Annotated in this window: 21 protein-coding genes; 11 read left to right on the top strand and 10 right to left on the bottom strand. The window is 62.0% G+C overall.

Annotated features, from left to right (window positions below; all coding sequences use genetic code 11):
• The first annotated feature begins 72 nt into the window (after positions 1-72).
• Both GR198_RS11705 and GR198_RS11700 read left to right on the top strand, forming a co-directional pair.
• On the top strand, positions 73-870 hold the full coding sequence (locus tag GR198_RS11705; RefSeq protein WP_131620753.1) for an alpha/beta fold hydrolase: 798 nt from the start codon (positions 73-75) through the stop codon (positions 868-870).
• A 194-nt stretch (positions 871-1,064) separates the two neighbouring features.
• Entirely contained in the window at positions 1,065-2,696 is a 1,632-nt protein-coding gene (locus tag GR198_RS11700; protein WP_164023418.1) for a GMC family oxidoreductase, read from the top strand.
• Positions 2,697-2,787: 91 nt separating this feature from the next.
• Here GR198_RS11700 and GR198_RS11695 read toward each other — a convergent pair whose 3' ends face one another.
• From GR198_RS11695 to GR198_RS11675, 5 genes are all read right to left on the bottom strand, one after another.
• Positions 2,788-3,702, bottom strand: coding sequence for an SMP-30/gluconolactonase/LRE family protein (locus GR198_RS11695; protein WP_164023417.1), 915 nt, complete (start codon positions 3,700-3,702; stop codon positions 2,788-2,790).
• Positions 3,703-3,716: 14 nt separating this feature from the next.
• Positions 3,717-4,667 carry an ABC transporter permease gene (locus GR198_RS11690; protein WP_029871684.1) on the bottom strand — a complete coding sequence of 317 codons (951 nt, stop codon included), beginning with the start codon at positions 4,665-4,667 and terminating at the stop codon, positions 3,717-3,719.
• Positions 4,664-5,611: an ABC transporter permease gene (locus tag GR198_RS11685; RefSeq protein WP_029871683.1), complete on the bottom strand. Its 948-nt coding sequence runs from the start codon at positions 5,609-5,611 to the stop codon at positions 4,664-4,666. Before GR198_RS11685 ends, GR198_RS11690 begins: the two co-directional genes overlap by 4 nt.
• Entirely contained in the window at positions 5,608-7,056 is a 1,449-nt protein-coding gene (locus GR198_RS11680; protein WP_032983896.1) for a sugar ABC transporter ATP-binding protein, read from the bottom strand. The genes GR198_RS11685 and GR198_RS11680 overlap by 4 nt, the downstream gene beginning before the upstream one ends.
• 71 nt (positions 7,057-7,127) lie before the next feature.
• The gene (locus GR198_RS11675) at positions 7,128-8,144 is read right to left on the bottom strand and encodes an ABC transporter substrate-binding protein (RefSeq protein WP_024321508.1); all 1,017 of its coding nucleotides are present in this window, start codon (positions 8,142-8,144) and stop codon (positions 7,128-7,130) included.
• Between the two features lie 280 nt (positions 8,145-8,424).
• Between GR198_RS11675 and GR198_RS11670 the strand changes: the two genes are divergently transcribed.
• Entirely contained in the window at positions 8,425-9,663 is a 1,239-nt protein-coding gene (locus GR198_RS11670) for a GAF domain-containing sensor histidine kinase (protein WP_029871681.1), read from the top strand.
• Between the two features lie 13 nt (positions 9,664-9,676).
• Positions 9,677-10,399 (top strand): response regulator transcription factor, encoded by a 723-nt coding sequence (locus tag GR198_RS11665; RefSeq protein ID WP_029871680.1) that lies wholly within the window; start codon positions 9,677-9,679, stop codon positions 10,397-10,399.
• Between the two features lie 58 nt (positions 10,400-10,457).
• Here GR198_RS11665 and GR198_RS11660 read toward each other — a convergent pair whose 3' ends face one another.
• The gene (locus GR198_RS11660; RefSeq protein ID WP_164023415.1) at positions 10,458-11,783 is read right to left on the bottom strand and encodes an aminotransferase-like domain-containing protein; all 1,326 of its coding nucleotides are present in this window, start codon (positions 11,781-11,783) and stop codon (positions 10,458-10,460) included.
• Between the two features lie 99 nt (positions 11,784-11,882).
• On the opposite strand from GR198_RS11660, the gene GR198_RS11655 reads away from it, so the two are divergent.
• The 7 genes from GR198_RS11655 to GR198_RS11625 all read left to right on the top strand — a co-directional run bounded on the left by GR198_RS11655 (position 11,883) and on the right by GR198_RS11625 (position 19,626).
• Positions 11,883-12,845: a nitrate ABC transporter substrate-binding protein gene (locus tag GR198_RS11655; RefSeq protein WP_164023414.1), complete on the top strand. Its 963-nt coding sequence runs from the start codon at positions 11,883-11,885 to the stop codon at positions 12,843-12,845.
• Between the two features lie 67 nt (positions 12,846-12,912).
• Positions 12,913-13,803 carry an ABC transporter substrate-binding protein gene (locus tag GR198_RS11650; protein WP_131620739.1) on the top strand — a complete coding sequence of 297 codons (891 nt, stop codon included), beginning with the start codon at positions 12,913-12,915 and terminating at the stop codon, positions 13,801-13,803.
• On the top strand, positions 13,800-14,729 hold the full coding sequence (locus tag GR198_RS11645) for an amino acid ABC transporter permease (RefSeq protein ID WP_131620737.1): 930 nt from the start codon (positions 13,800-13,802) through the stop codon (positions 14,727-14,729). Before GR198_RS11650 ends, GR198_RS11645 begins: the two co-directional genes overlap by 4 nt.
• Entirely contained in the window at positions 14,726-15,505 is a 780-nt protein-coding gene (locus GR198_RS11640) for an amino acid ABC transporter ATP-binding protein (RefSeq protein ID WP_131620735.1), read from the top strand. Before GR198_RS11645 ends, GR198_RS11640 begins: the two co-directional genes overlap by 4 nt.
• 70 nt (positions 15,506-15,575) lie before the next feature.
• The gene (locus GR198_RS11635; RefSeq protein ID WP_131620733.1) at positions 15,576-16,766 is read left to right on the top strand and encodes a M20 aminoacylase family protein; all 1,191 of its coding nucleotides are present in this window, start codon (positions 15,576-15,578) and stop codon (positions 16,764-16,766) included.
• Positions 16,767-16,885: 119 nt separating this feature from the next.
• On the top strand, positions 16,886-17,365 hold the full coding sequence (locus tag GR198_RS11630; protein WP_164023413.1) for an MEKHLA domain-containing protein: 480 nt from the start codon (positions 16,886-16,888) through the stop codon (positions 17,363-17,365).
• A gap of 146 nt (positions 17,366-17,511) precedes the next feature.
• Entirely contained in the window at positions 17,512-19,626 is a 2,115-nt protein-coding gene (locus tag GR198_RS11625; RefSeq protein WP_164023412.1) for a carboxy terminal-processing peptidase, read from the top strand.
• 64 nt (positions 19,627-19,690) lie between these two features.
• On the opposite strand, the gene GR198_RS11620 is transcribed toward GR198_RS11625, so the two are convergent.
• The 4 genes from GR198_RS11620 to GR198_RS11605 are packed head-to-tail and all read right to left on the bottom strand — an operon-like array spanning position 19,691 to position 23,494.
• A complete protein-coding gene (locus tag GR198_RS11620; protein WP_029871671.1) occupies positions 19,691-20,692 on the bottom strand; it encodes an ABC transporter ATP-binding protein in 1,002 nt (333 codons plus the stop codon).
• The gene (locus GR198_RS11615) at positions 20,689-21,660 is read right to left on the bottom strand and encodes an ABC transporter ATP-binding protein (protein ID WP_164068982.1); all 972 of its coding nucleotides are present in this window, start codon (positions 21,658-21,660) and stop codon (positions 20,689-20,691) included. Before GR198_RS11615 ends, GR198_RS11620 begins: the two co-directional genes overlap by 4 nt.
• Positions 21,660-22,577, bottom strand: a complete 918-nt coding sequence (locus GR198_RS11610; RefSeq protein WP_062941638.1) for an ABC transporter permease — start codon at positions 22,575-22,577, stop codon at positions 21,660-21,662. The genes GR198_RS11615 and GR198_RS11610 overlap by 1 nt, the downstream gene beginning before the upstream one ends.
• A complete protein-coding gene (locus GR198_RS11605; RefSeq protein WP_062941637.1) occupies positions 22,574-23,494 on the bottom strand; it encodes an ABC transporter permease in 921 nt (306 codons plus the stop codon). Before GR198_RS11605 ends, GR198_RS11610 begins: the two co-directional genes overlap by 4 nt.
• Positions 23,495-23,534: the final 40 nt, after the last annotated feature.

Here is a 23,534-nt window from a genome sequence, read left to right as displayed (position 1 = left end):
GACGCGCAATCCAAAGTCTGCGAGCTTACATATATCGCGATAACAGTTATCGCAGTTACCGAGGAGATAGCCATGACACGCAAGACCACGACCACCGTAGCCGCAATTGCTGCTGCAGCCTCACTGTCCGCTGCCGCATTGCCGGCGAACGCAGCAGACTCCATCTCTCAAGACCAGTCGGTCAGAAACGTTGTGCTTGTCCACGGCGCCTTTGCGGACGGTTCTGGCTGGAAGGGTGTTTACGACAATCTCACCAAGCGCGGCTATCGCGTTACGATCGTCCAGAACCCGCTGACCTCCCTCGAAGACGACGTTGCCGCCACCAAACGTGCGCTGGAACGGCAGGATGGTCCGGTCATTCTCGTTGGACATTCCTGGGGCGGCACGGTCATCACGGAAGCGGGCATCGACGCAAAGGTTGCTGGCCTCGTCTATGTTTCTGCGCTGTCCCCCGATGCCGGCGAGACAACGGCACAGCAATACCAAGGATTTGCTCCTGCATCGGAATTCGTCATTGAGACCACGAAAGATGGCTTTGGATATGTCAGCCCGGAAAAGTTCAAGGCTGGCTTTGCTCATGACGTCAGCGATGCGGATGTTGCATTCATGAGGGATGCGCAGGTCCCGATCAACATGTCGGCGTTCGGCACGAAGTTGGAAAATGCTGCATGGCGCACCAAGCCGAGCTGGGCCGTCATCGCTACCGAAGACAAGGCATTCGATCAGGCGATGCTGATCCACATGGCAGAGCGCATCAAGGCGAAGATCACCAAGGTTTCGGCAAGCCACGCCCTGTTCATGACGCAGCCGAAGGTGGTCGCCGATACCATTGATCAGGCCGCTAAGGCCGTCTCGGCGAAGAAGCAATGACAGACGTAGCCTCATCGGGACAGTCCGCACTGTCCCGATGACGACGAGCAGGGGCTGTCGAACCGAGCGAGGTCGGGCCGAAGCGAGCACATGGAAGGCCGCACGATCTCGGACTGGGATCCATTGCCCGCATTCGCCCCCGGGATCCCCAGCAAATTCGCTATTGTTTTGAATCCATTCACGGAGGTAGTCACGTGAAGCTGAATAGTCATGACCAAAATGCACCCGAAAATCCGCCCATTCCTCAGCGCGAGGTCGGTGCTGTTTTCGACTTCATCGTCTGCGGCGCCGGGTCCAGCGGCTCCGTTGTCGCTGCGCGACTGGCAGAGGATGGGAACGCGAGCGTTCTGCTGCTCGAGGCGGGTGGGGACGATGCGGCCGAAACCGTTACGAACCCTGCGCAGTGGCCGCTCAATCTCGGCTCGAGCCGGGACTGGGGCTTTGTTGGACAACCGACCCCCGGCCTGGACGGACGACGTCTTCCTCTCAGCATGGGCAAGGGGCTCGGTGGCGGTTCGAGCATCAATGTCATGGTGTGGGCCAGAGGACACAAGGGGGACTGGGACCACTTTGCCGCTGAAGCCGGCGATGACGCGTGGGGCTATCAGTCTGTCCTCGGCTACTATCGCCGGATCGAAGATTGGCAGGGCGCTCCGGACCCAACGCGTCGCGGCGTCGGAGGGCCGGCATACGTAGCGCAGCCGCGGGCGCCCCAACCGATCGCAGAGGCCTTGTTGAGTGCGGCATCCACTATCGGCATTCCCGTCTACGATAGCCCGAACGGTGAAATGATGGAGGGCCCGGGCGGCGCATCCATCGCTGAACTGCGGATCCGGGATGGCAAGCGGGAGTCTGTATTTGGATCCTATGTCCGCCCGCTCATGTCGCGCTCGAACCTGACTGTGCTGACCGACGCACTGGTCACGCGGCTCATCTTCGATGGCAAGCGCGTTACGGGGATCGAGGCTCTCGTCGGTGATCAGCGACGTCAATTCATTGCGCGTTGCGAAACGGTACTGTCGCTCGGCGCGATCAACACACCGAAAGTGTTGATGCAGTCGGGCATAGGGCCGGAAGATGATCTGCAAGCCCACGGCATTCCCGTGGTCCAACATTTACCTGGCGTTGGGCGCAATCATCAGGATCACCTCGCATTCGGCTGCACCTGGGCATATCGAAAACCAGAAGCCGTCGGTGGCAGTGGCTGCGAAGCAAAACTCTACTGGAAAAGCGACGCGCGTCTCGCCCAGCCGGACATTCTTCAGTGCCAGCTGGAGTTCGCCGTGCCGTCGCCCATCGAGACGGGTCTCGAAACGCCGGAACATGGCTGGACGATGTTTAACGGCCTCGCCCAGCCGAAAAGCCGTGGTTGGCTTCGGCTCTCCGGCCCCAACGCAAGTGACCCTATCCTCATCGAACCCAATTCGTTGAGCGAACCAGAAGACATGGCTGCTGCCCTGGCCGCGGTGGAGCTATGCCGGGAATTGGGAAATAGCGACGCTTTCAAGCCGTTGGTAACGGCCGAGACTGCTCCGGGCGCGCGCAACAGATCAGGGATGATCGACTTTATCCGGCGTTCGGCGGTCACCTACTGGCATCAATCCTGCACAGCCAAGATGGGACGCGACAGTATGTCGGTGGTCGATAACGAGCTCAAAGTGTACGGTATTGATGGCCTTCGCATCGCAGACTCCTCGATCATGCCTCGCATCACCACCGGCAACACGATGGCGCCTTGTGTTGTCATCGGAGAGCGGGCGGCCGATCTGATCCGGGAAATGCATGGTCTTACGGACTCGAGCGGAGGGTTCAATCAGCCCATATGATGAAGAGATTTATGTGGAGCTGGGCGGCCAGCATACGTGGGCCGCCGAGCTTTTTGTAGCAACGGTTTGTATTGGTTCAAGGCGACCAACCTCACGGCACCTGAGCCCCACTCACCGCGACATAGACCGAATAAACCGACCGCGTCGCCGCAATGAACAGCCGATTGCGTTGGGGGCCGCCGAAGGTGAGGTTGGCGACGGTCTGCGGTACGCGGATCTTGCCGATCAGCTTGCCCGTCGGGTCGAAGCAATGCACGCCATCGGCGGCACTCGACCAGAGGTTCCCGTTCACGTCGGTGCGGATGCCGTCCGGGATGCCGTTGTCGATGAGGCAGAAGACGCGACCGTTTGCCAGCCTGATGCCGTCGACCACGTCGAAAGCGCGGATGTGGCGCGGCAGGCTTTCGTCATGGCTAGCGGCGGAATCCGCAACGTAGAGGATTGTCTCGTCGGGCGAGAAGGCGAGGCCGTTCGGCTGGATGAAATCCGTGACGACAGCTGCAAGCGCGCCACTCGTCGGATCGAGCCGGTAGACGTTGCGGGTCGGTTGCTCCGGCTCGGCGCGATAACCTTCATAGTCCGACATGATGCCGTAGGTCGGATCGGTGAACCAGATCGAGCCGTCGGACTTCACCACCACATCGTTCGGCGAATTGAGCCTGGCGCCCTCGAAACGGTCTGCGAGCACGGTGATCGAGCCGTCGACCTCGGTGCGGGTGACGCGGCGCGTACCATGTTCGCAGGAGATCAGCCGACCCTGCCGGTCGCGCGTATGGCCGTTGGTGAAGTTGGAGGGTTGCCGATAGACGGAGACGCCGCTCTCGGGCGTCCATCGCATCATGCGCTGGTTGGGAATATCGCTCCAGAGCAGTTGGTTCGCGTCGTTGAACCAGACGGGACCCTCCGCCCAGCGGCAGCCGGAATAGAGCTCGTCGAGGCCGGCGCTTGTTACGATCATCTGCCGGAAGCGCGGGTCGTGGATTTCGTAAATGCTGGCCTCGGCCATGGCGGTCTTCCCGTTTATCGCATGCCGGCCCGGCGACCGCCGGCGAGCATGATGACGCTGATGATGATGAGGCCGGTCATGATCAGGCGGATGCCCGCGCCGAGCCCGTAGGTGTTGAGCATGGAGACGACCAGGAACATGAAGAGCGATGCGCCCCAGATCCCCGGCACGTTGGAATCGCCGCCGGCGACTGCCGTGCCGCCGATCACGACGACGGCGATCGACATCAAGAGATATTCCGAGCCCATGTTGAGCGCCGCGCCCCCGGAGAAGCAGGCGAGTAGATAGCCTGCGACCGATGCGAGCACGGCGCAGAAGAGATAGGTGACGAAACGTGTGCCGTCGACCGGTATGCCGGCCATGCGCGCTGCCGGCATGCTCTGGCCGATCGCCGAGATCCAGCGCCCGTAGATCGTCTTCTCGAGCAGGAACCAGGCAAGCAGCGAGATGAGGAATGCCACGATCGCCACATTCGGCACGCCGAGCGTGTTCGACGTGGTGAATTCCGCCAGCACGCTCGGAGGCTTGATGCGCAATCCGCGGTTCGTCCAGATCGCCGCGGACTGCACGATGAAGCTCATCGACAGTGTGGCGATGATCGGCGGAATGCGCAGCGCCTTGATGAGCGCATAATTGCCGAGACCGACGACAAGGCCGATGACGATGGCAACGAGAAGACCTGGCAGGATCATGCCGTTTTCGACATTCATCAGCTTCAGCGCCACCGTGCCGGCAAGCGTCATGGTGGCGGGAACCGAGAGATCGATGTTGCCGGGACCGAGCGTGATAACGAACATCTGACCGATGCCGACGATGACCGAGAAGGCCGCGAAGGTGAAGGCTGCCTGCGACAGGCCAAGCGTGCTGGCGCCGAGCGTCACCATGATCGTCAGGAACCAGACGACAAAGGCGGCAAGCCAGGACCAGATCCAGGGTTTGCGGAACAGGCGAAGGGGCGGGGTCATCGGCGTTTCTCCCGCTTCTCCAGGCGGTTCAGCATCAGGCGGAGTGCCAGCACGATGATCAGGATCGCGCCCTGAGCGCCGATCTGCCAGTCCGGCGAGATGCGCAGGAAGGACAGGAACGAGCCGGCAAGCGTCAGCGTCAGCGCACCGATGACGGCGCCGATCGGGGAGACGCGGCCGCCAATGAACTCGCCGCCGCCGAGGATCACGCCGGCGATCGACAGCAGCGTGTAGCGCAGCGCGATATTGGCATCGGCCGAGGTGGTCAGGCCGACGAGGGCGATGCCGCCGAGCACCGCGAAGAGGCCGGCAAGACCATAGGCGGCAGCGCGCGCCCCGACAATCGACCAGCCGGCGCGCTCGACCGAGCGCTGGTTGCCGCCGATGCCGCGCATCAGCACGCCGAGCGACGACCGCATGACGAGAAGATGGGCGACCAAGGCGATGACGATGCTGGCGACGATCGCCATCGGCGCCAGCGGCGGCTTGACGGTCATCAGCCAGCGTACCCAGTCCGGCGCCTGCCCGCCCGGTGCCGGCAGCAGCAGAACGGCAAGGCCGCCCCAGACGAAGCTCATGCCGAGGGTCACGACAATGGACGGCAGGTTGCGCAGATAGATGACGACGCCGAGCGCCGCATAGGTTGCGATCGCGCCGGCAAGGATCAGCACGCCGATCACCGGAGCATCCCGCAGAAAGGTCGCGGTGACGCAGGCGACGAAGCTGACGAAGGCGCCCATCGACAAATCGAGATCGTTCACCGCCATCACGATCATCTGGGCGATCGTCGCAAGCGCGATCGGCACAGCCAGGTTGAACAGCAGGTTGAGCCCGACATAGCTCATGGCGCGCGGCTGCAGCCAGAAGACGGCGGCGAGCAGCAGCGTCAGCGACAAGGCAGGAATGGCAAGACGCAGGGCGTCGGACGACAGCCGGAACGTCATGCGGCGACCCCTTCGAAGGAGGCGGCGATGATGTTCTTCTCGTTGACGGCGTCGCCGGCAAGTTCGGCCGTGATGCGGCCTTCGCGGAAGACGTAGACGCGGTCGCAGAGGCGGACCTCGTCCATTTCCGTCGAGTACCAGATGAAGGTGCGGCCGCGCGCCGCCTCGTCGCGGATGATCGCGTAGACCTCCTGCTTGGTGCCGACGTCGACACCGCGCATCGGATCATCCATCAGGACAACAGGCGCGCGCGTCGCAAGCGCGCGGGCAAAGAGCACCTTCTGCTGGTTGCCGCCCGAAAGCGACAGGATGCGGTTGTCCATATCGGGCGTGCGGATCTCGATCCGCCGCTTCCAGTCGGCGCCTTTCGTCTCCTCTTCGCCCGCGAGGATGAGGCCGCGCCGGGAGAGGTCACCGAGCGAGGCGATGGAGAAGTTGTGCAGGATGCTCCAGAGTTCGAAGACGCCGTTCAGGCGGCGGTCGCCGGCGACGAAGGTGACGAGCGGATCGCGCTCGGGCAGCCAGTTGCTGGACTGGGCGGCATGCAGGGCGAGCAGGAGTTCGGTCTGCCCATGCCCCGCCAGACCCGCCAGTCCGATGATCTCGCCCTTGCGGGCCGCAAAGGAAAGGCCCTTCCCCTGATGGGACAGCATGAGCGGAGCGGTGGATTGTTCGCGGGCCGAGCGCTTGGTTTCCTCCTTCGCAACAGTGCCCATGGCTTCCACAAGGCCGTGATGGTCGAAACCCTGTGCCAGGCGCTCGGCGACGACGCGGCCGTCCTTCATGACGACGATGCGGTCGGAGGTTTCAAGGATCTCGTGCAGGATATGCGAGATGAAGATGACGGACCCGCCCGTGGCAATGAAGCGGCGGACATGGTCGAGCATCTGCCTAGCAAGGCTTGCATCGAGCGACGAGGTTGGTTCGTCGAGGATCACCAGCCGCGGCGCAATGCCGGAGTCGGAAAAGGCCATTGATATCTCGACCATCTGCCGCTCGGCGATCGAAAGATCTCCCACGGCCCGGCTGCTGTCGATGCCATGGCCAGGAAAGACGGCGTCGAGGCTCGTCTCGATGATTTTTGCGGCGCGCCGTCGCCAGCCGAAGCCTCCGAGATGGCGATGCATGATGCGCGTGTTCTCAACGATCGAAAGGTTGGGGCAGAGCGAAAGCTCCTGGAAGACGCAGCGCACGCCGCGGGCACGCGCAGCGTTGATGCCATAGCGCTCCAGCCGTTCGCCGTCGCTCGCCACACTTCCTTCATGTGGTGTGAGGCCGCCATTGATCACGCTGACGATGGTGGACTTGCCGGCTCCATTGTGCCCGACAAGCCCGACGCATTCGCCCGGCATGACGCGAAGGGTCACGCCATCGAGTGCCCTGACTGCGCCAAAACTCACCTTGGCGCCATCGACGGCGATCACCGCCTTCAAAACGTCATCCATGCTGCCCGCCATGCCTGCTTGCAAAAAATGCCGCGCGACCTTCTACGACCGCGCGGCAGTCGCCGGGAGAATTACTTTGCCGACTCGATGACCTTGATTGCGTCTGCCTGCGTGTATTCCACGTTGGCGACGCCGCCGGCCTGGGTATTGGCGAGGTTGGTTTCGAGATTGTCCTGGTCGATGCGCAGGAAGGGCACGACGAGGTCCTTCTTGACTTCCTTGCCGTCGAGGATCTGCTGGGCCACCCAGAAAGCGAGTGTGGAGACGCCGGGCGCGATGGAGACGGACATGGTCTCGTAGCTCTTCGCGTCCTTCTGCTCCTTCCACCACTTCAGTTCGTCCTCGCGGTTGCCCATGATAATGATCGGCATCTTCCGGTCGGTTGCGGCAATCGCCTGTGCGGCGCCATAACCGTCACCGCCCTGCGTCACCACGCCAGCGATGTCGGGCAGGCTCGGTAGGATGCCGGCAACAGCCTTCTGCGCCACGTCTTGTGCCCAGTCGCCGTGAACGGAGCCGACAATCTTGAACTGCGGGAACTGCTTGACGCCCTCGTGGATGCCCGCCGAGATTTCGTCGTCGACGAAGACACCGGCAAGGCCGCGGATCTCGAGCAGGTTGCCGCCGTCCGGAAGTTTCTTCGACAAGTACTCGACCTCGCTGCGGCCCATTTCCTTGAAGTTGACGGCGATACGCCAGGCGCAGGGTTCGGTCACGATGCCGTCGAAGGACACGACGGTGATGCCGGCGTCGCAGGCTTCCTTGACCGCGCCGTTCAGCGCCGTCGGCGAGGCAGCGTTCAGCACGATGGCGTCATAGCCCTGCAGGATCATGTTCTGGATCTGCGCGGCCTGCTCCGTCGCCTGGTTCTCGGCGGTGGTGAAGGGGTCGGCTGCGGCAACGGTGCCGGCCTTCACGGCTTCGCCCGTCACCTTGCCCCAACTCGTCAGCATGGCCTGGCGCCACGAATTGCCGGCGTAGTTGTTGGAAAGGGCGATTTTCTTGGCCGATGTCTCGGCAAAGGCGGAAACGGGCATCGCGGCGCAAGCAATAGCGGCCGATGCCAGAAGCATCTTACGGATTGTCATGTCTTCCTCCCTGATGATCGCGCTGGTCGGCGGATCGCTTCACTCCTGCCGGCCCAGCTGGGTCCGAGTGAAAATTGTTCTTGCACTGAGCTTCCTCCTCTCAGTAAGGGCAGGATGCGGGAGATCGATCGGCCTGTACAGGGGCAAGGCGGCAATCCGTTTGCGGGATTTGCGCAACAAGCTGCGGGTTTACGCAAGACGGCGGCGCTTCCGCGGGCGCTTACTGGGAAGGGGCGCGGCGGGTTGAGGAGCCTGCTACCGCCTCGGGGAGGAACTGACGATGCTGCATCTCGTACCCGCAGCCATGTTCGACCATTATCTCGGCATTTCCCGGCTGCTCGCGGGTCAGCTCGACTTCCGCTCGGCTATCCGTTCCGTCGCGGCCGAGGTCGCCCACATCATCCCGCACGACCATCTCGATGTCTGCGTGCTGCTTGAGGGCGGCAACTATCACACGGCCTACGAGACGGGCATCGAGACCGCCTGGGGCGGGCTTGCCGGCGCGCCTGTTGTCAACAGCCCCATCCGCTCGCTGCTCAGGGGCGAGGTGGATTTTCTGCTGGCGGACGACGCCATGACCGACCCGCGTTTCCACTTCGAGGGCGCGTTCAAGCGGCCGATCGTCGAACAGTCGCTGAGAAGCCGCTTGCATGTGCCGATGAAGGTGCAGGGCACGATCATCGCGGCGCTCTCTTGTTCGTCGCACAGGGCGGGCGTCTATGCGATGGAGGATATCGAACGCGCTCGCATCATCGCCGATCTGCTGACGCCCTATTTCTTCGCGCTGCAGGCGGCCGAACAGGCGCAACGCTCGGCCATTGTCGAGGCAGAGGCCCGCGCCCGCGAGGAGGGCTTGCGGCAAGGTGCGCTGAAGCTTACCGAAGCCCTGGAGCAGGAACGCCAGCGCATCGGCATGGACCTGCACGACCAGACGCTCGCCGACCTGACGCGGCTCGCCCGCCGGATCGATCGACTGTCGCGCAACGGCGAGGTGGCGCCCGAGACGCTGGAGCCGATCTCCCGTTCCCTGCAGCATTGCATGCAGGATCTGCGGCAGATCATCGAGCAGGCAAAACCCTCCGTGCTCCAGCTCTTCGGCCTCGCCCAAGCGATCGAACATCATCTGGACAGATCGACCCGCGACAGCGGATCGGGGATCGAATGGGGCCTTGTCGACGAGACGCACGGCGCACTGGAGCGACTGGAACCGACCGTCAGCGTCGCGCTGTTTCGGATCGCCCAGGAGGCGATCAACAATGCGGTGCGCCATGCCGCGCCGCTGGCCGTCATGGTGCGACTCGAGGCCGACGAGGAGCGGCTGTCGATCGAAATCTCCGACGACGGGAGCGGCCTTACCAAGGCGCGGGGACGGATCGGCGGCGGCATCGACAATATGAAGACCCGGGCGCGGCTGATTTCGGCGCGGTTCACGACCGGCCCCGGCCACAACAATCGCGGCACTGTGGTGCGGGTCGTGCTACCGCTCGTACCGAACGACCCGCCGAGCGGGCCAAACTGAGGAGAAGGGCACTATGAAGGTTCTGATCGTCGAGGACGACCCGCTGCACCGATCCTATCTGCACGAGGCGGTCAACGCGGCCCTGCCGGAATGCGATACGGTGATCGAGGCTGAGAATGGAACCGTCGGCGAGAAGCTCGCCCGCGACCACAAGTCGGCGCATATTGTCATGGACCTGCAGATGGCGAACCGCAACGGCATCGAGGCGGCGCGCACCATCTGGAAGGAGCGGCCGGAGACCCGCATCCTGTTCTGGTCGAATTACTCGGACGAAGCCTATGTGCGCGGCGTCTCGCGCATAGTGCCGGATGGCGCCGCCTATGGCTATGTGCTGAAATCCGCCTCCGACGAGCGGCTGAAGCTTGCGCTACGCTCGATCTTCATCGAGAGCCAATGCGTCATCGACCGCGAGGTGCGGGGCCTGCAGCAGAAGAGCCTCGGCCAGACGAACGGCTTCACCGATTCCGAATACGAGATCCTCGTCGATATCGCGCTCGGCCTCACCGACCGGGCCATCGCCAAACGTCGGGGCCTTTCGCTGCGCAGCGTGCAGAACCGCCTGCAGCAGCTCTACGACAAGCTCGACGTCTACCAGAGCGCCGGCGACGACCACGAGGACGGCCGCTTCAATCTGCGCGCCCGCGCCGTCACCGTCGCTTTCCTGCGCAAACTCCTGAACTACAGCGCTCTGGAGCGGGCTGAGGCAGAGCTGCTGGAGTGGCTTGAGGGAAAGTAGTTTCCGGACTTGGGTGGAATGACTAGGGATCAGAGACGTGGGCTGCGGCCCTGCCTTTTCACGGCGCATGAGCCAACGCGATCGCATCGGCGGCTTCCTCGCAGCGATGGCTGAGCGTGCTGGTCGCGACACGAATGTGACTGCTTGGCAGGACGGAGAATTTGCTGCCCGGATTGACGGCGATATTGCGTGCGGCGAGCGTCACCATCGCGAATGGTTCGGAGACGACGGGCACCCAGAGGCACAGGCCCTGGCCTGCCGGGATGGCTATACCCCGTTCGCTGAGCGCATCGGCAAGGGCGTCCCGCCTCTGCTGATAGATCTCGCGCGCCTCGCCGATAAGCTGCCAGGTTGCCGGATCGCGCAATAGCCAGGCGGCGGCACCTTGCAGGATACGGCTGGTCCAGCCGGCGCTGAAGGAACGGTAAGACTGGATCTGGTCGACGATCGGCGCGGAACTCGACAGAACCGCGAGACGCAGATCCGGGCCGAGGCTTTTCGAGAGTGAGAGGATATGGATCGTCCGCTCCGCAAATCGACCGCCGAGCGACTGCGGAGGTGCCGCCGACACGTCGCCGACGCCGTCATCCTCGACGATAAGCGTATCGCTGTCTTCCAGCACATCGCCGAGCTGATCGAGGCGGGATGAACTGACTGTCACGCCGGTCACCGAATGCAGCCGTGGCTGGAACAGGAAAGCCGCCGGACGTTGCTGCAATGCTTCGCGCAGCGAATCCGGCAGGGGGCCTTCGCCGTCGCAGGCGACAGGGATGATTTTCACGCCGAGATCTTCCAGAATATCGAGCAGCCGCATGGCGGTCGGATGTTCGATCGCGACCGACGAACCCGAGGAAACCAGCGCATGCAATATCGTATAGACGGCGTTGTAGCCGCCATTGGTGGCCAGAAAGGCTTCCGCCTCATAAGGCCATCGCTCTGAAACAGCGTCCTTCAACTCGGGGACGATCCGGCTGCGCTCATAGCTGTTGAGGTCATCGACGGACGCGCCATAGGCCATAGCTTCGGCGAGGCGCGGAAGAAGTGCTGCATCCGGTCCGGCTAAGGTGAGGTCGAGCACACCTGCTGCATAATTTCCCGAGCTGGCGAGACGTTCCGGCTTGGCGACAAAGCGGTCGCCGCTGACCCAGGTTCCGTTGCGCCCCCGGCCGCTGATGATCTTCTGCCGCCGCAATTCGCTCCAGGCTTCGGAGATCGTTGCCGGACTGACGTGCAATTCGTATGCGATATCGCGGATCGCCGGCAGGCGCGTCCCAATGGGCAGGACACCGGCACGGATCAGCGCGCTCGTTTCGAGAGCGATCCCCCGGATGCTGCGGTCGGCTATTTTTTCGGCAAACCAGGAGGCTTCGACCGTGTCGCCCATTTTTCTCTCACTTTAAATGTTCAATAACGTAATAACATTTGTACTCTCTATTTTGAACATTTAATTTGCCACTCGTCGAGCAATTTTGTGAGTTTTTGCATGCCTGTGACGCTTCGCATCGCCCTCCGGGATTGGGATTACATGACACCGCTCGTGCTCGGAGATGTCAGTTCTTCCCGTCTCGATATCAAAGTGGATCGTGTGGGCACGCTGGTCTCCAGCCTCGCCGATGATCCGACGCATGACGCCGCGGAAATGTCCTTCAGCCGCTATTCGCAGATGCGTCATGATGGCGATGATCGGGTCATTGGCATGCCGAACTTCATCATGCGCGGCTTCCGCCATCGCTGCATCATCACCACCAAGGATAGTCCGATCCGCAAGCTGTCCGATCTGGCCGGCAAGAACATCGGCGTGACGGGCTGGCGCGATTCCGGAAATACCTGGACCCGTGCTGCGCTGCGCCGGGAAGGCGTCGGCGTCGAGGATGCCATGTGGTATGCCGGGCGCCTGACGGAGGCTCATCCGATCGTCGACCGGCTCGACGGTTTTGGAAGGCCCGGGCGCATCGAGGTAGCTCCCGGCGAACGCCCGATGGTCGATCTTTTGCTGGATGGCGGGCTGGATGCCGTGTTCACGCCTTTCATGCCGAAGGGCTTCTTCGATCAGGAATCGCCGCTCCGCCAGGTGCTGGATGATTTCCGCGCCGCGGAAGTCGCTTACCTCAATGAGGTTGGCTATGTGCCGGGCATGCATCTAATCGGCTTCAAGGCTGATATCGTCCAGGAGCACCCCTGGATCATGGATGAACTCAGCGCGCTAATCGACGAGTCCCAGCGCCTCTGGCTGGAGAAGCGCGAGAAATACGCCGACACCACGCCCTGGATGATCGACGAGCTGCGCCGCTGCGCGGCCGATCTGCCGCCGACCTGGAGGACCAGCGGATTTACCGAAAACGAGGCGATGATCGCCGATTTCGGCGAGGAACTTTACGAACAGAAGATCATGCCGCGCCTTTTGACGCCCGCCGAGTTCTTTCCGTGGCACGCCAAGTCCCGGTGACGATGGCGAAGTGAAAGCGACCTCATCGTCGACCACCAAATTAGCAAACCAAAACAAGGGGAATGACATGCATTTGAAACTGACCGCTTCCGCCGCCCTGATGGGCCTGATGATGACGACTTCGGTGTTCGCTGAGGAGGCGGCCGTCCCGAAGCAGACCGTCAATGACGCGCTTCGCGCCCGCCTGCCGGAGAAGATCCGCACGGACGGCAAGATGATCTCCGTCAACAACGGTTCCTTTCCTCCCTATGAGATCGTCACCGGTACGAAATTGACCGGCGCCAGCGCTGATCTGACCGATGCGATCGGCCAGATGCTCGGCGTCGAGATCGAGCACGAAACCGTCAGCGGGTTGAGCGCGTTGCTCGCCGGCATCAATTCCGGCCGATACCAGTTCGCCTTCGGCCCGATCGGTGACTTCAAGACCCGTGAAGAGGCCAATGATTTCGTCGACTGGGTTCAGGAATACGTGGTCTTCTCCGTCCAGAAGGGCAATCCGAAGGCCATCACCTCGCTCGACAGCGCCTGCGGCAATCGCATCGCCGTCATGGCCGGCGGCTCCGCCGAAAAGGTAATCCAAGCCCAGGTCGAAAAGTGCAAGACGGCGGGCAAGCCCGCGCCCGAAGTGCAGTCCTACACCGACCAGCCGAGCTCGATCCTGGCGGTCCGCTCCAAACGCGCCGATGCCTTCTTCTCCTCGCAGGCGCCGCTGACCTATTTCGTGTCCCAGGCAAACGGCCAGCTGGAATTGAGCGGCGTCGGCCAGAAAAACGGGTTCGAGGATCTCTACCAAGGCGCCGTCGTGCCGAAGGGCTCGCCGCTCGGCCCCGTTCTGCTCGACTCGATCAAGGCGTTGATGGATAACGGCGCCTATGCCGCCATCATGAAGAAATGGGGTCTTGAGAACAACATGATCAAGCAGCCCGGCCTCAATCTTGGTGGAGCCCTGCCGAAATGAGCAATGACCGCACGACTGCCGCACCGCCTTTGGGCGGTGCGGATATCAGGGATGTTGCCCACGCCCACAAGCCTTTTCAAACGGGCCGGCTCGTCCTGTGGGTGGTCGTGCTCCTGATTGCCGCGAACTTCCTATGGATCGTCGCCCATAACGAGAATTTCGGCTGGCCTGTCGTCGCGGCCTATTTCTTCGATCCGACGGTCATCAGCGGCCTTTACGTCAGCTTGGGCCTCACAGTGGTCGCGATGGCCATCGGCATCGTTCTCGGCCTCGGACTGGCGATCGCCCGGCTGTCGAATGACCGGCTCGCACGTTCGCTGGCGTCACTGTTCATCTGGTTCTTTCGCGGCACGCCGCTGCTGGTACAGCTGATCTTCTGGTACAATCTCTCGACCCTCTTTCCCGAACTTTCGATCACCATTCCGTTCGGCCCGACGCTGGCGAGCTGGGAGACCAATTCGGTGATTACGCCGATGACGGCGGCAATCGTCGGTCTTGCCTTGAACGAAGCGGCCTACATGGCCGAGATCATTCGTGGCGGCCTGCTCTCGGTCGACCGCGGCCAGTTCGAGACGGCGGAAGCCTTCGGCATGACCAAGGCGAGGGCGCTGTGGCGGATCATCATTCCGCAGGCGATGCGCTCGATCGTGCCGCCGACCGGCAACCAGCTGATCAGCATGATCAAGGCGACATCGCTCGTCAGCGTCATCGCCATGGCCGATCTGCTCTATTCCGTCCAGTCGATCTACAATCGCACCTTCGAGATCGTGCCGATGCTGCTTGTCGCGGTTCTCTGGTATCTCTTCATCACGTCGATCCTCAATCTCGGCCAGAGCTATATCGAGGCCTATTACGGCCGCAGCGAACGGCGCAACAATGTCGCTACCGCCAAGCTCGACACCCTTGTCCAGGAGGCAAACCATTGATCGCCGCCGAGACCGCAAAGCCCCTCGTCAGGGCACGCAATGTCCACAAGTCCTTCGACCAGCTCGAAGTGCTAAAGGGGATCGACCTCGATGTCATGCCGGGGGAAGTCGTCGTGGTGCTTGGCCCGTCCGGGTCGGGAAAATCGACCTTCCTGCGCTGCATCAACCATCTCGAAGCGATCAATAAGGGGTTCATCGAAGTCGATGGCGAGCAGATCGGCTATCGCCTTCGCAAGGACCGGCTGGAAAAGCTGTCGAGCAACGGGATCGCCAGCCAGCGGCGCAAGATCGGCATGGTGTTCCAGCAGTTCAATCTCTATCCGCATATGACGGTGCTGCAGAACATCGTCGAGGCCCCGATCGGCGTGCACGGAGAAAGCCGCAAGGCCGCGACCGAGAACGCCCTGCGGCTTTTGGAGCGGGTGGGGCTGTCGGAAAAGGCGGGTAGCTATCCCCGTCAGCTCTCCGGCGGGCAACAGCAGCGCGTCGCCATCGCCCGTGCCCTGGCGATCAAGCCGAAGCTGATGCTGTTCGATGAGCCCACCTCGGCGCTCGACCCGGAACTGGTGGGCGAAGTTCTCTCCACCATGCGCGATCTCGCCAAACAGGGCCTGACCATGATCGTCGTCACCCACGAGATCGGTTTCGCCCGTGAGGCGGCCGATCGGGTCGTGTTCATGGACGGCGGCAATGTCGTCGAAATGGGCAAGCCCGAGGATGTCATCGGCAATCCGCAACATCCCCGGACCCAGGCTTTTCTCGCCCGTTTTCTCTGACTGGTGTCAGCTTCTGCCTCGACCCTCGGGCCGGAGCAATCGCCCTTTTCGATCAAGACTGGATGTTTTCATGCCCACGCTCGACAATGCCTATGCCCGCCTTTCCGATTTCGAAGCCATGGAGGCGGAGCTGAAGGCAACCCGCCAGTATCTGCATACCCATCCGGAACTCTCCTTCGAAGAAGCGGAAACAGCGCGGTATGTCGCGGAAAAGCTGGAAGGCTGGGGTTATGACGTGACCCGCAATGTCGGCGGTCACGGGGTTGTTGCCCGGCTCAGCGCCGGCAAGGGCAGCAAGGGCATCGCCATCCGCGCCGATATGGATGCACTGCCGATCGTCGAGGAAACCGGACTTGCCTATGCCAGCGGCACCCCCGGCAAGATGCATGCCTGTGGTCATGACGGCCACACCACCGTGCTGCTCGGCGCAGCCGAATATCTCGCCCGCACCCGCCGCTTCAACGGCACGGTGACGCTGATCTTCCAGCCGGCGGAAGAGGCGAGCAAAAATAGCGGCGCCCAGGCGATGATCGCCGACGGCCTGTTCGAGCGGTTTCCGTTCGACGCGATCTTTGGCCTGCATAACCACCCCGGCGCTCCCGAAGGCACCATCCTGCTGCGGTCAGGCCCGATGATGGCGGCGTCTGATACCGTCGAGATTACCGTCAAGGGCAAAGGCGGCCATGCGTCGCGGCCGCACCTGACCGTTGATCCCGTGGTCGTGGCGTGCAACCTCGTCGTCTCGCTGCAGACCATCATCTCGCGCAACCTCGATCCGACCCAGACGGCGGTCATCACCGTCGGCACGATCCATGCCGGCGATGCCGTCAACGTCATTCCGGAATATGCCAAGCTCGCATTGAGCGTGCGCTCCTTCGAGCCTGGCATTCGCGACCTCCTGCAGGAACGCATCACCAAGCTCGCCCGCTCGGTGGCAGAAGGGCACAATGCCTCCATCGAGATCGACTACGATCGCGGCAATCCTGTCGTCGTCAATTCGCCTGATGAGACGGATTTTGCCCGGATCGTCGCGATGGAACTGGTCGGCGAAGACAAGGTCGCGACCTGCCCGCTCATTCCCGGCAGCGAGGATTTCTCGCACTTTCTCGAGCACAAGCCGGGCAGCTTCCTGCGTCTCGGCAACGGCATGAATTCCGCCATCCTGCATAGCGCCAAATATGACTTCGCCGATGCCAGCCTGACGGTTGGCGCTGCCATGTGGGCAAGGCTCGCGGAACGCTACCTCCAGGATGACGCCTGAAGTCCCGATCGCCCAGCTTGACCGCGTCGCATTTGGAGCTTGCACTTTCCGTAGCGCAAAAGGATTTTGTAGCGAGACCATCACGTCAACATCTCTCGCCGCAATCCAGGATGCGCAGCATGATTGCCGACTATAACGACGCCGGGCTCGACTTGTCCTACGATCCCGAATTTTACGCATTGATGGCGGAAAGCTTCGAACGAAGCGTGGGACGCAGCCTGACGCCGGAAGGCCGGGGTGCCGAATGGCTTTACGACCAGTCGCCGGCAGTTGTCCTTGCCCACAACACCGACGCCGATCCGCGTTTCATCTACGCAAACCGCGCGGCCCAGGCCTGCTTTGAATATTCATGGGACGAGTTCGTCACTTTGCCATCGCGTCTTTCGGCAGAGGCGCCCGATCGCGCCGAACGCGAGAGGTTGTTGAATGCCGTGGCGGCCAACGGCTTTATCGCCGACTATCGTGGACTTCGCATCGCCAAATCAGGGCGGCGTTTCTATATCGAGAGCGCCATCGTCTGGGATCTCGTCGACCGCAGCGGATGCCGTCGCGGTCAGGCTGCGACATTCGAATCCTGGCAAGACGTGCAGGCGGATTGAGCGCCGGCTGCGGAGACCCCAACCAGGCGCCGGATATGTCCGCAGCTTTGCAAACCATGTCGTTTGCCATTTGGTTGCCAAAAAACCATGATTGCGTCACATAGATCGCACATCGACACTCGGCATTAAGAATTGGACAACGCTGAATGCGCATAGCCTACTTTTTCCTTGGTGCATTTCTTGCAATTGCACAGTCCGCATATGCTGAAGTTGCATCACCGCCTGCTCTGGCGCCTCTAAAGCGACAGGCGCAAGCCGCCGAGTTGAGCGCACAATTTCTTTCGCGGTATAGCTACAAGCCCGTTCCACTCGACGACGCCTTGTCGGCCAGGATCATGGATGGGTTCATCAAGTCACTTGATTCGGACCGCATGCTCTTCCTGCAAGCCGACATCGACGGGTTCATGTCTGACCGCAGCGAAATCGATGATGCCATCGAGGATAAGGACTTGAAGATCCCGTTTGCGATCTTCAAAGTGTATCAACAGCGCGTTGTCGACCGCATGAATTATGCGCGCACCCTGCTTAAGCAGGGCTTCGATTTCAGCGCGCAGGAAAATTATTCCCTGTTTCGCGATAAAGAGCCGTGGCCGCAGTCGGAAGCCGAGAGCAATGAGCTTTGGCGCAAGCGCGTCAAGAGCGACTGGTTGCGGTTGAAACTGGGCGGCCAAAACGACGCGGCCATTCGCGAAACACTCGACAAACGTTACGAAAACACGCTCGAGCGCGCTGACAAGTTCAAAAGCGACGACGTTTTCCAATCGTTCATGGACGCCTACGCAACGTCGATCGATCCGCACACGGATTATTTCGGTGCGGCCGCTTCAGCCGACTTCAATGTCTCGATGAAGCTTTCGCTGTTTGGTATCGGTGCGGTCCTGCAGGAGCGCGACGACTACACGACGATCCGTGAGCTCGTTCCTGGCGGACCGGCACAGCTGTCCGGCAAGCTCGCGGTCGGAGATCGAATTACCGGCGTTGGTCAAGGCAAGGACGGCGCGATCAAGGACGTGGTGGGCACGCGCCTTGATGAAGTCGTGCAGATGATACGCGGGAAAAAAGGTTCCGTCGTGCGGCTGGACATCCTGCCGGCAGATGCCGGAGCCGAGGGCACGCATCGCGTCATCAGCCTGGTGCGCGACAAAATCAGTCTCGACAAGCAGGCCGCCCGGAAGACTGTACTGTCGGTAAAAGCGGGCGACGCCACGCGTAAAATCGGGATCATTACTCTGCCGGTATTCTATGAGGATTTTGAAGCCAAGCGCAAAGGAGACAAGGATTACAAAAGCGCAAGCCGTGATGTCGCCAAGCTTCTCGGCGAGTTGAGCGAAGAAAAGGTCGACAGCGTTCTCATCGACCTACGCAACAACGGCGGCGGCTCATTGGACGAGGCGATCGATTTGACCGGCCTGTTCATCGGCAATGGCCCGGTCGTTCAGCAACGCGGCAGCGATGGCAAAGTCGAGGTGAGGAGCTCGGATCTTGCAGCGCCTATCTGGACAGGCCCGGTGGGTGTCCTGATCAATCGCGGGTCGGCGTCGGCTTCGGAGATTTTTGCCGCGGCAATCCAGGATTACGGTCGAGGCGTGATCGTCGGCGAACCCAGTTTCGGGAAGGGCACCGTTCAGACCGTCGTCGATCTTGACCGGATCGTCCGCAACAGCAAACCCGAGTTAGGGGAGCTGAAGGTGACGATTGCCCAGTTTTTCCGGGTCAACGGCGGGACGACGCAGCTGCACGGCGTAACGCCCGATATCGGCTTGCCAGGACTTTCCGATCCGACGAGCTTCGGCGAGACCAGTTATGACAATGCCCTGCCGTGGGCTCAGATCAAACCTGCGAAGTACACGGCCGCCGACACTGTCACGACGTTGCTGCCGACATTGCAAAGCCGCCATGATGCGCGGATTGAGAGCGATCCGGACTTCCAACGCCTGATAAAAGACATTGCCGACCTCAAGGCGCAGCGGGAAAAAGGAATTGTTTCCCTCAATGAAGCCGAACGTCGCAAAGAAGCGACGGCGCGCGAGAAACGGTTCAAGGATCGAGCGCAAGCAAGCGGTGGCGAGGATCTTGGAGATGACGGCCTGGAGGCAGGCGAGCGCAGCCTGAGCGCTGATATTGCCATCGAGAATGCCCGCAAGAACGCAAAAGACGTCCTGCTCGACGAGGCAGCCGCCATTGTTGCCGACGAGGCGGATCTGCAGCAAGGCGGGCTGAAGGCAGCCACCAAACAATCAGGAAACACGAACGGAAAATAATCGTCGATGACCGGCGCAACGGTGTGCGCAGCTTTGCGATCACCTTGGCATGATCGGCCTGGGTTCAGGTCCTTTCAAGGCGAGGGATTTCGTTGGCGATTTCCGCATCGGCGTGATGACAGGCGGTCAGAAGACCAGGTGCTGCCGTTCGCGCGGTCAGGGCAGGCTCCTGTTCTGCGCAGATCGACGTCGCTTTCCAGCAGCGCGTTCGAAAACGGCATCCGCTGGGCGGATTTGCGGGGCTCGGCAGATCGCCCTGCAGAACGATGCGCTTGCGCTGCGCGCGACGCCTCGGATCCGGTGTCGGGACCGCCGACATCAGGGCCTGCGTGTAGGGATGAGCCGCTGCGCTGAAAATCGATTGCTTCGGCCCCGTTTCGATGATCTTGCCGAGATACATGACCATCACACGGTCCGAGACATGCCGCACGACGGCGAGATCATGCGCGACGAACAGCATCGCCAGATTACGCTCGCGCCTCAGTCCGGCGAGCAGGTTGATCACCTGCGCCTGGACCGAGACGTCGAGGGCCGAGACAGGCTCGTCGCAGACAAGAAGTGTCGGATTAAGCGCAAGAGCGCGGGCAATGCCAAGGCGCTGCCGCTGGCCGCCTGAAAATTCCGAGGGATAACGGTCCGCATGCTCGGCGCGTAGCCCGACGGATTCGAGCAGCTTGACCGTCTCTTCACGCCAGCTGCTCTTGGGCACGACCCCCGGGTGCAATGCCCAGGGTTCGGAAATCAGCCGGTCGACCCGCATGCGGGGATTGAGCGACTGGTAAGGATCCTGGAAAACGACCTGCATCTTGCGGCGCAATTCATGCAGCCGCCGGCCACCGGCTGTCGTAATGTCCACGCCGTCGAGCATCGCGCTGCCGCTTGTCGCCGGCCCGAGCTTCAAGAGCGTCCGAACCAGCGAGGTTTTGCCGCAACCGCTTTCGCCGACGAGGCCGAGCGTCTCTCCACTGGCAATCTCGAAGCTGACATCGTCGACGGCACGCACCGGCGCCGAGGCGCTGCCGAAGTGCCGGGAAAGGTTTTGGACCTTGAGCAGAGGTTCGATCATACGGGTGATACCGGGAAGTGGCAGGCGGCCTGGCGGCCCGGCCCTACGGTTTCAAGAGAGGGGACGACCTCTGCACAGAGCCCTTCGGCACGTGGACAGCGCGTTCTGAATGCGCAGCCGGAAGGCAGGGCGACAGGATTGGGTGCTGAGCCGGGGATCGGCACCAATTCGTCTTCATCCGTGTCCATGCGCGGCTGCGAGGCAAGCAATCCGACGCTGTAGGGATGCCGTGCATCTTCGAACAGTTCGAAGACGCTCGCTGTCTCGACGACGCGGCCGGCATACATGACGGCAACGCGATCGGCGAGTTCGGCGACGACGCCGAGATCATGCGTGATGAAGATCATGCCGGCATCGCTGCGTTTGCGGATCGTCTCCAGAAGATCGACCACCTGCGCCTGGATCGTGACGTCGAGCGCTGTCGTCGGCTCGTCTGCGATGATGACATCCGGTTCCAGTGCCACGGCCATGGCGATCATGATGCGTTGGCGCATGCCGCCCGAAAACTCATGCGGATATTGCCTCGCATGGCTTTCAGGGTCGGGAATGCCGATAGCCGTCAGGAGATCGATCACGGCTTTTTCGACACCGCCTTCCGGAGTACGGCCGTGGATGCGGAACATTTCAGCGATTTGCCAACCCACGGAATAGACCGGGTTGAGCGCTGCGAGCGCATCCTGAAAGATCAGAGCGATCCGGTCGCCGCAGAGATCGCGCCGCTCGTTTCGCGAGAGCTGCAACAGCTCGACACCGTCGAAGCGGATCGATCCTCGATTGATTTCGCCCGGCGGGCTGGGAACGAGATCCATGATGGCCGATGCGGTCACCGACTTGCCGGAGCCGCTTTCGCCAAGAAGCGCCAGCACCTCTCCACGCTCGAGCGAGAAGGAAACTCCGTTGAGCGCCAGGATGCGGCCGGCGGCCGTATCGAAACTGACCTGCAAGTCCTTGACTTCGAGAAGAGCCATCAGCGCCTCCGGTTGACAAGACGCCAGTGCTGCGACGGGTCATTGACGATCCGGAACCAGTTGGCGAGGAGATTGAAGGACATGGTCGTGAGCATCACAGCCAGACCGGGGAAAAAGCCCAGCCACCAGGCGGATGACAGATATCCCTGGCCCTGCGCCACCATCAGACCCCAGCTCACGGCAGGCGGCTGGATGCCGAGACCGAGATAGCTCAGCCCGGATTCGAACAGCATGACCATGGCCAGATTGACCGAGGCGAGCGTCAGCATCGTGGGAGCGACGCTGGGGAGAATGTGATTGCGCAATATCCAGACAGGCCCGCCCCCGAAGACGCGCGCCGCATCAACGAAAAGCCTCTCCCGGACTTCCAGAGTTTCGGCTCTTGCGACGCGGATATAGGCAGGCATGCGGGTAACGGCGAGCACGATGATGAGGTTGCCGACGCTCGGGCCGAACAGGTAGAGCCCGAAGAGCGCCACCAGCAGCGTCGGGAAACCCAGGATGATGTCGCACACCCGCATGACAAGGTTGCCGATGATGCCACCGAAGTAACCGGCGATCACGCCGAGCAGCGTTCCGCCGATCAGGCTCGTCAGAACAGTCACCAGCGCTATGCCGATCGTTGTCGATGCCGCCTGAATGAGGCGAACGAGGAGCGGGCGCCCGAGGGCGTCGGCGCCCAGCCACAACGTCCAGGACTGGCCGAAGTCGAAGGGCGGCAGGTTGCGCGCCTTCAGCGAAATGCGGTTTTCGCCGAGCAGCGACGATGCATCCGCAAGAATGGCAAGGACAACGATCAGCAGCCAGATTGTCGCAGCGACCGCCATCGGGTCGCCTGCGAGCGCGCGCATGAACCACAAGATGCGGCGGCTTCGGCGCTCGCGGGCAGGGAGGAAGTCGGCGGACGTGCTGGTCATTCGACCCTCACGCGCGGATCGATCGATGCATAGAGCATGTCGACCAGGATATTGATGAAGAAGATGACGACGGCGACCGCGAAGATCGATGCCTGGACAATCGCGAAATCGCGCTTCAGGATGCCGTCGATCAGCAGCTTGCCGATGCCGGGAAACCCGAAAACAACTTCGACGACGCCGCCGCCACCGGCGAACTGGGCGGCGAGGTCACCGGTCACGGTCACCGCGGGCAGCAGCGCATTGCGCAGCGCATGCACGAAGGTAACCCGACCGCCGCGCGCGCCCTTGGCCCGCGCAGTCCGGACGAAGGTCGCGTTCAGTGCTTCGATCATCGAGCCGCGGACGATCTGCACCAGCGTCCCGAACGGTCGGGCAAAAAGACAGGCAACCGGCAGGATCCAATAGATCGGACCGCCGAAACCCGATGTCGGCAGAATGCGCAAGGTAACGGCAAACAGCAGGACGCCCATCAGCCCGAGCCAGAAATCCGGCACGCTCGCCGCTGCCTGCGACAGCACGTTAATAGCCCGGTCGATCCAGCCGCCGGCATTCACAGCGGCAATCGATCCAATAATGACGGCAGCGATGAAGGCCAGGGTCAAGGCAATGGCACCGAGCGCCAGCGTATTCGGCAACGCCTCCAGGACAACGTCCATGGCCGGGCGGTTGTGCCAAAGCGACGTGCCGAAATCGAGGCTCAGCATGTCGCCGGCCCAATCGAGGAATTGCCATGGGAGGGAGCGATCGAGGCCGAGACGGACGCGCATGGCTTCGCGGGCCGCATCCGAGGCATCGACGGGCAGGTATAGATTGACGGGATCACCCGTCAACCGCACCAGGAAGAAGGCGGATGTCATCAATGCTGCAAGTGCGAGTGCCGCAAAGGCTGCACGTTTCAGGAAGTAGGTGAAGGACATCCGCTCTCCTCAAGGGACGTTCGGCGACCAGTCTGGGCGG

The organism is Rhizobium leguminosarum (assembly GCF_010668065.1).
GTDB classification, from domain to species: Bacteria; Pseudomonadota; Alphaproteobacteria; order Rhizobiales; family Rhizobiaceae; genus Rhizobium; species Rhizobium leguminosarum_S.
Note: the sequence above shows the minus strand (reverse complement) of the source record. Positions and strands in the feature narration are given on the sequence as shown.

Bases quoted from the DNA above. Each gene is read 5' to 3' on its own strand.
- GR198_RS11705 (WP_131620753.1), top strand. From the start codon at position 73: ATGACACGCAAGACCACGACCACCGTAGCCGCAATTGCTGCTGCAGCC.
- GR198_RS11695 (WP_164023417.1), bottom strand. From the start codon at position 3,702: ATGGCCGAGGCCAGCATTTACGAAATCCACGACCCGCGCTTCCGGCAG.
- GR198_RS11690 (WP_029871684.1), bottom strand. From the start codon at position 4,667: ATGACCCCGCCCCTTCGCCTGTTCCGCAAACCCTGGATCTGGTCCTGG.
- GR198_RS11685 (WP_029871683.1), bottom strand. From the start codon at position 5,611: ATGACGTTCCGGCTGTCGTCCGACGCCCTGCGTCTTGCCATTCCTGCC.
- GR198_RS11680 (WP_032983896.1), bottom strand. From the start codon at position 7,056: ATGGATGACGTTTTGAAGGCGGTGATCGCCGTCGATGGCGCCAAGGTG.
- GR198_RS11675 (WP_024321508.1), bottom strand. From the start codon at position 8,144: ATGACAATCCGTAAGATGCTTCTGGCATCGGCCGCTATTGCTTGCGCC.
- GR198_RS11670 (WP_029871681.1), top strand. From the start codon at position 8,425: ATGCTGCATCTCGTACCCGCAGCCATGTTCGACCATTATCTCGGCATT.
- GR198_RS11665 (WP_029871680.1), top strand. From the start codon at position 9,677: ATGAAGGTTCTGATCGTCGAGGACGACCCGCTGCACCGATCCTATCTG.
- GR198_RS11660 (WP_164023415.1), bottom strand. From the start codon at position 11,783: ATGGGCGACACGGTCGAAGCCTCCTGGTTTGCCGAAAAAATAGCCGAC.
- GR198_RS11655 (WP_164023414.1), top strand. From the start codon at position 11,883: ATGCCTGTGACGCTTCGCATCGCCCTCCGGGATTGGGATTACATGACA.
- GR198_RS11650 (WP_131620739.1), top strand. From the start codon at position 12,913: ATGCATTTGAAACTGACCGCTTCCGCCGCCCTGATGGGCCTGATGATG.
- GR198_RS11645 (WP_131620737.1), top strand. From the start codon at position 13,800: ATGAGCAATGACCGCACGACTGCCGCACCGCCTTTGGGCGGTGCGGAT.
- GR198_RS11635 (WP_131620733.1), top strand. From the start codon at position 15,576: ATGCCCACGCTCGACAATGCCTATGCCCGCCTTTCCGATTTCGAAGCC.
- GR198_RS11630 (WP_164023413.1), top strand. From the start codon at position 16,886: ATGATTGCCGACTATAACGACGCCGGGCTCGACTTGTCCTACGATCCC.
- GR198_RS11625 (WP_164023412.1), top strand. From the start codon at position 17,512: ATGCGCATAGCCTACTTTTTCCTTGGTGCATTTCTTGCAATTGCACAG.
- GR198_RS11620 (WP_029871671.1), bottom strand. From the start codon at position 20,692: ATGATCGAACCTCTGCTCAAGGTCCAAAACCTTTCCCGGCACTTCGGC.
- GR198_RS11615 (WP_164068982.1), bottom strand. From the start codon at position 21,660: ATGGCTCTTCTCGAAGTCAAGGACTTGCAGGTCAGTTTCGATACGGCC.
- GR198_RS11610 (WP_062941638.1), bottom strand. From the start codon at position 22,577: ATGACCAGCACGTCCGCCGACTTCCTCCCTGCCCGCGAGCGCCGAAGC.
- GR198_RS11605 (WP_062941637.1), bottom strand. From the start codon at position 23,494: ATGTCCTTCACCTACTTCCTGAAACGTGCAGCCTTTGCGGCACTCGCA.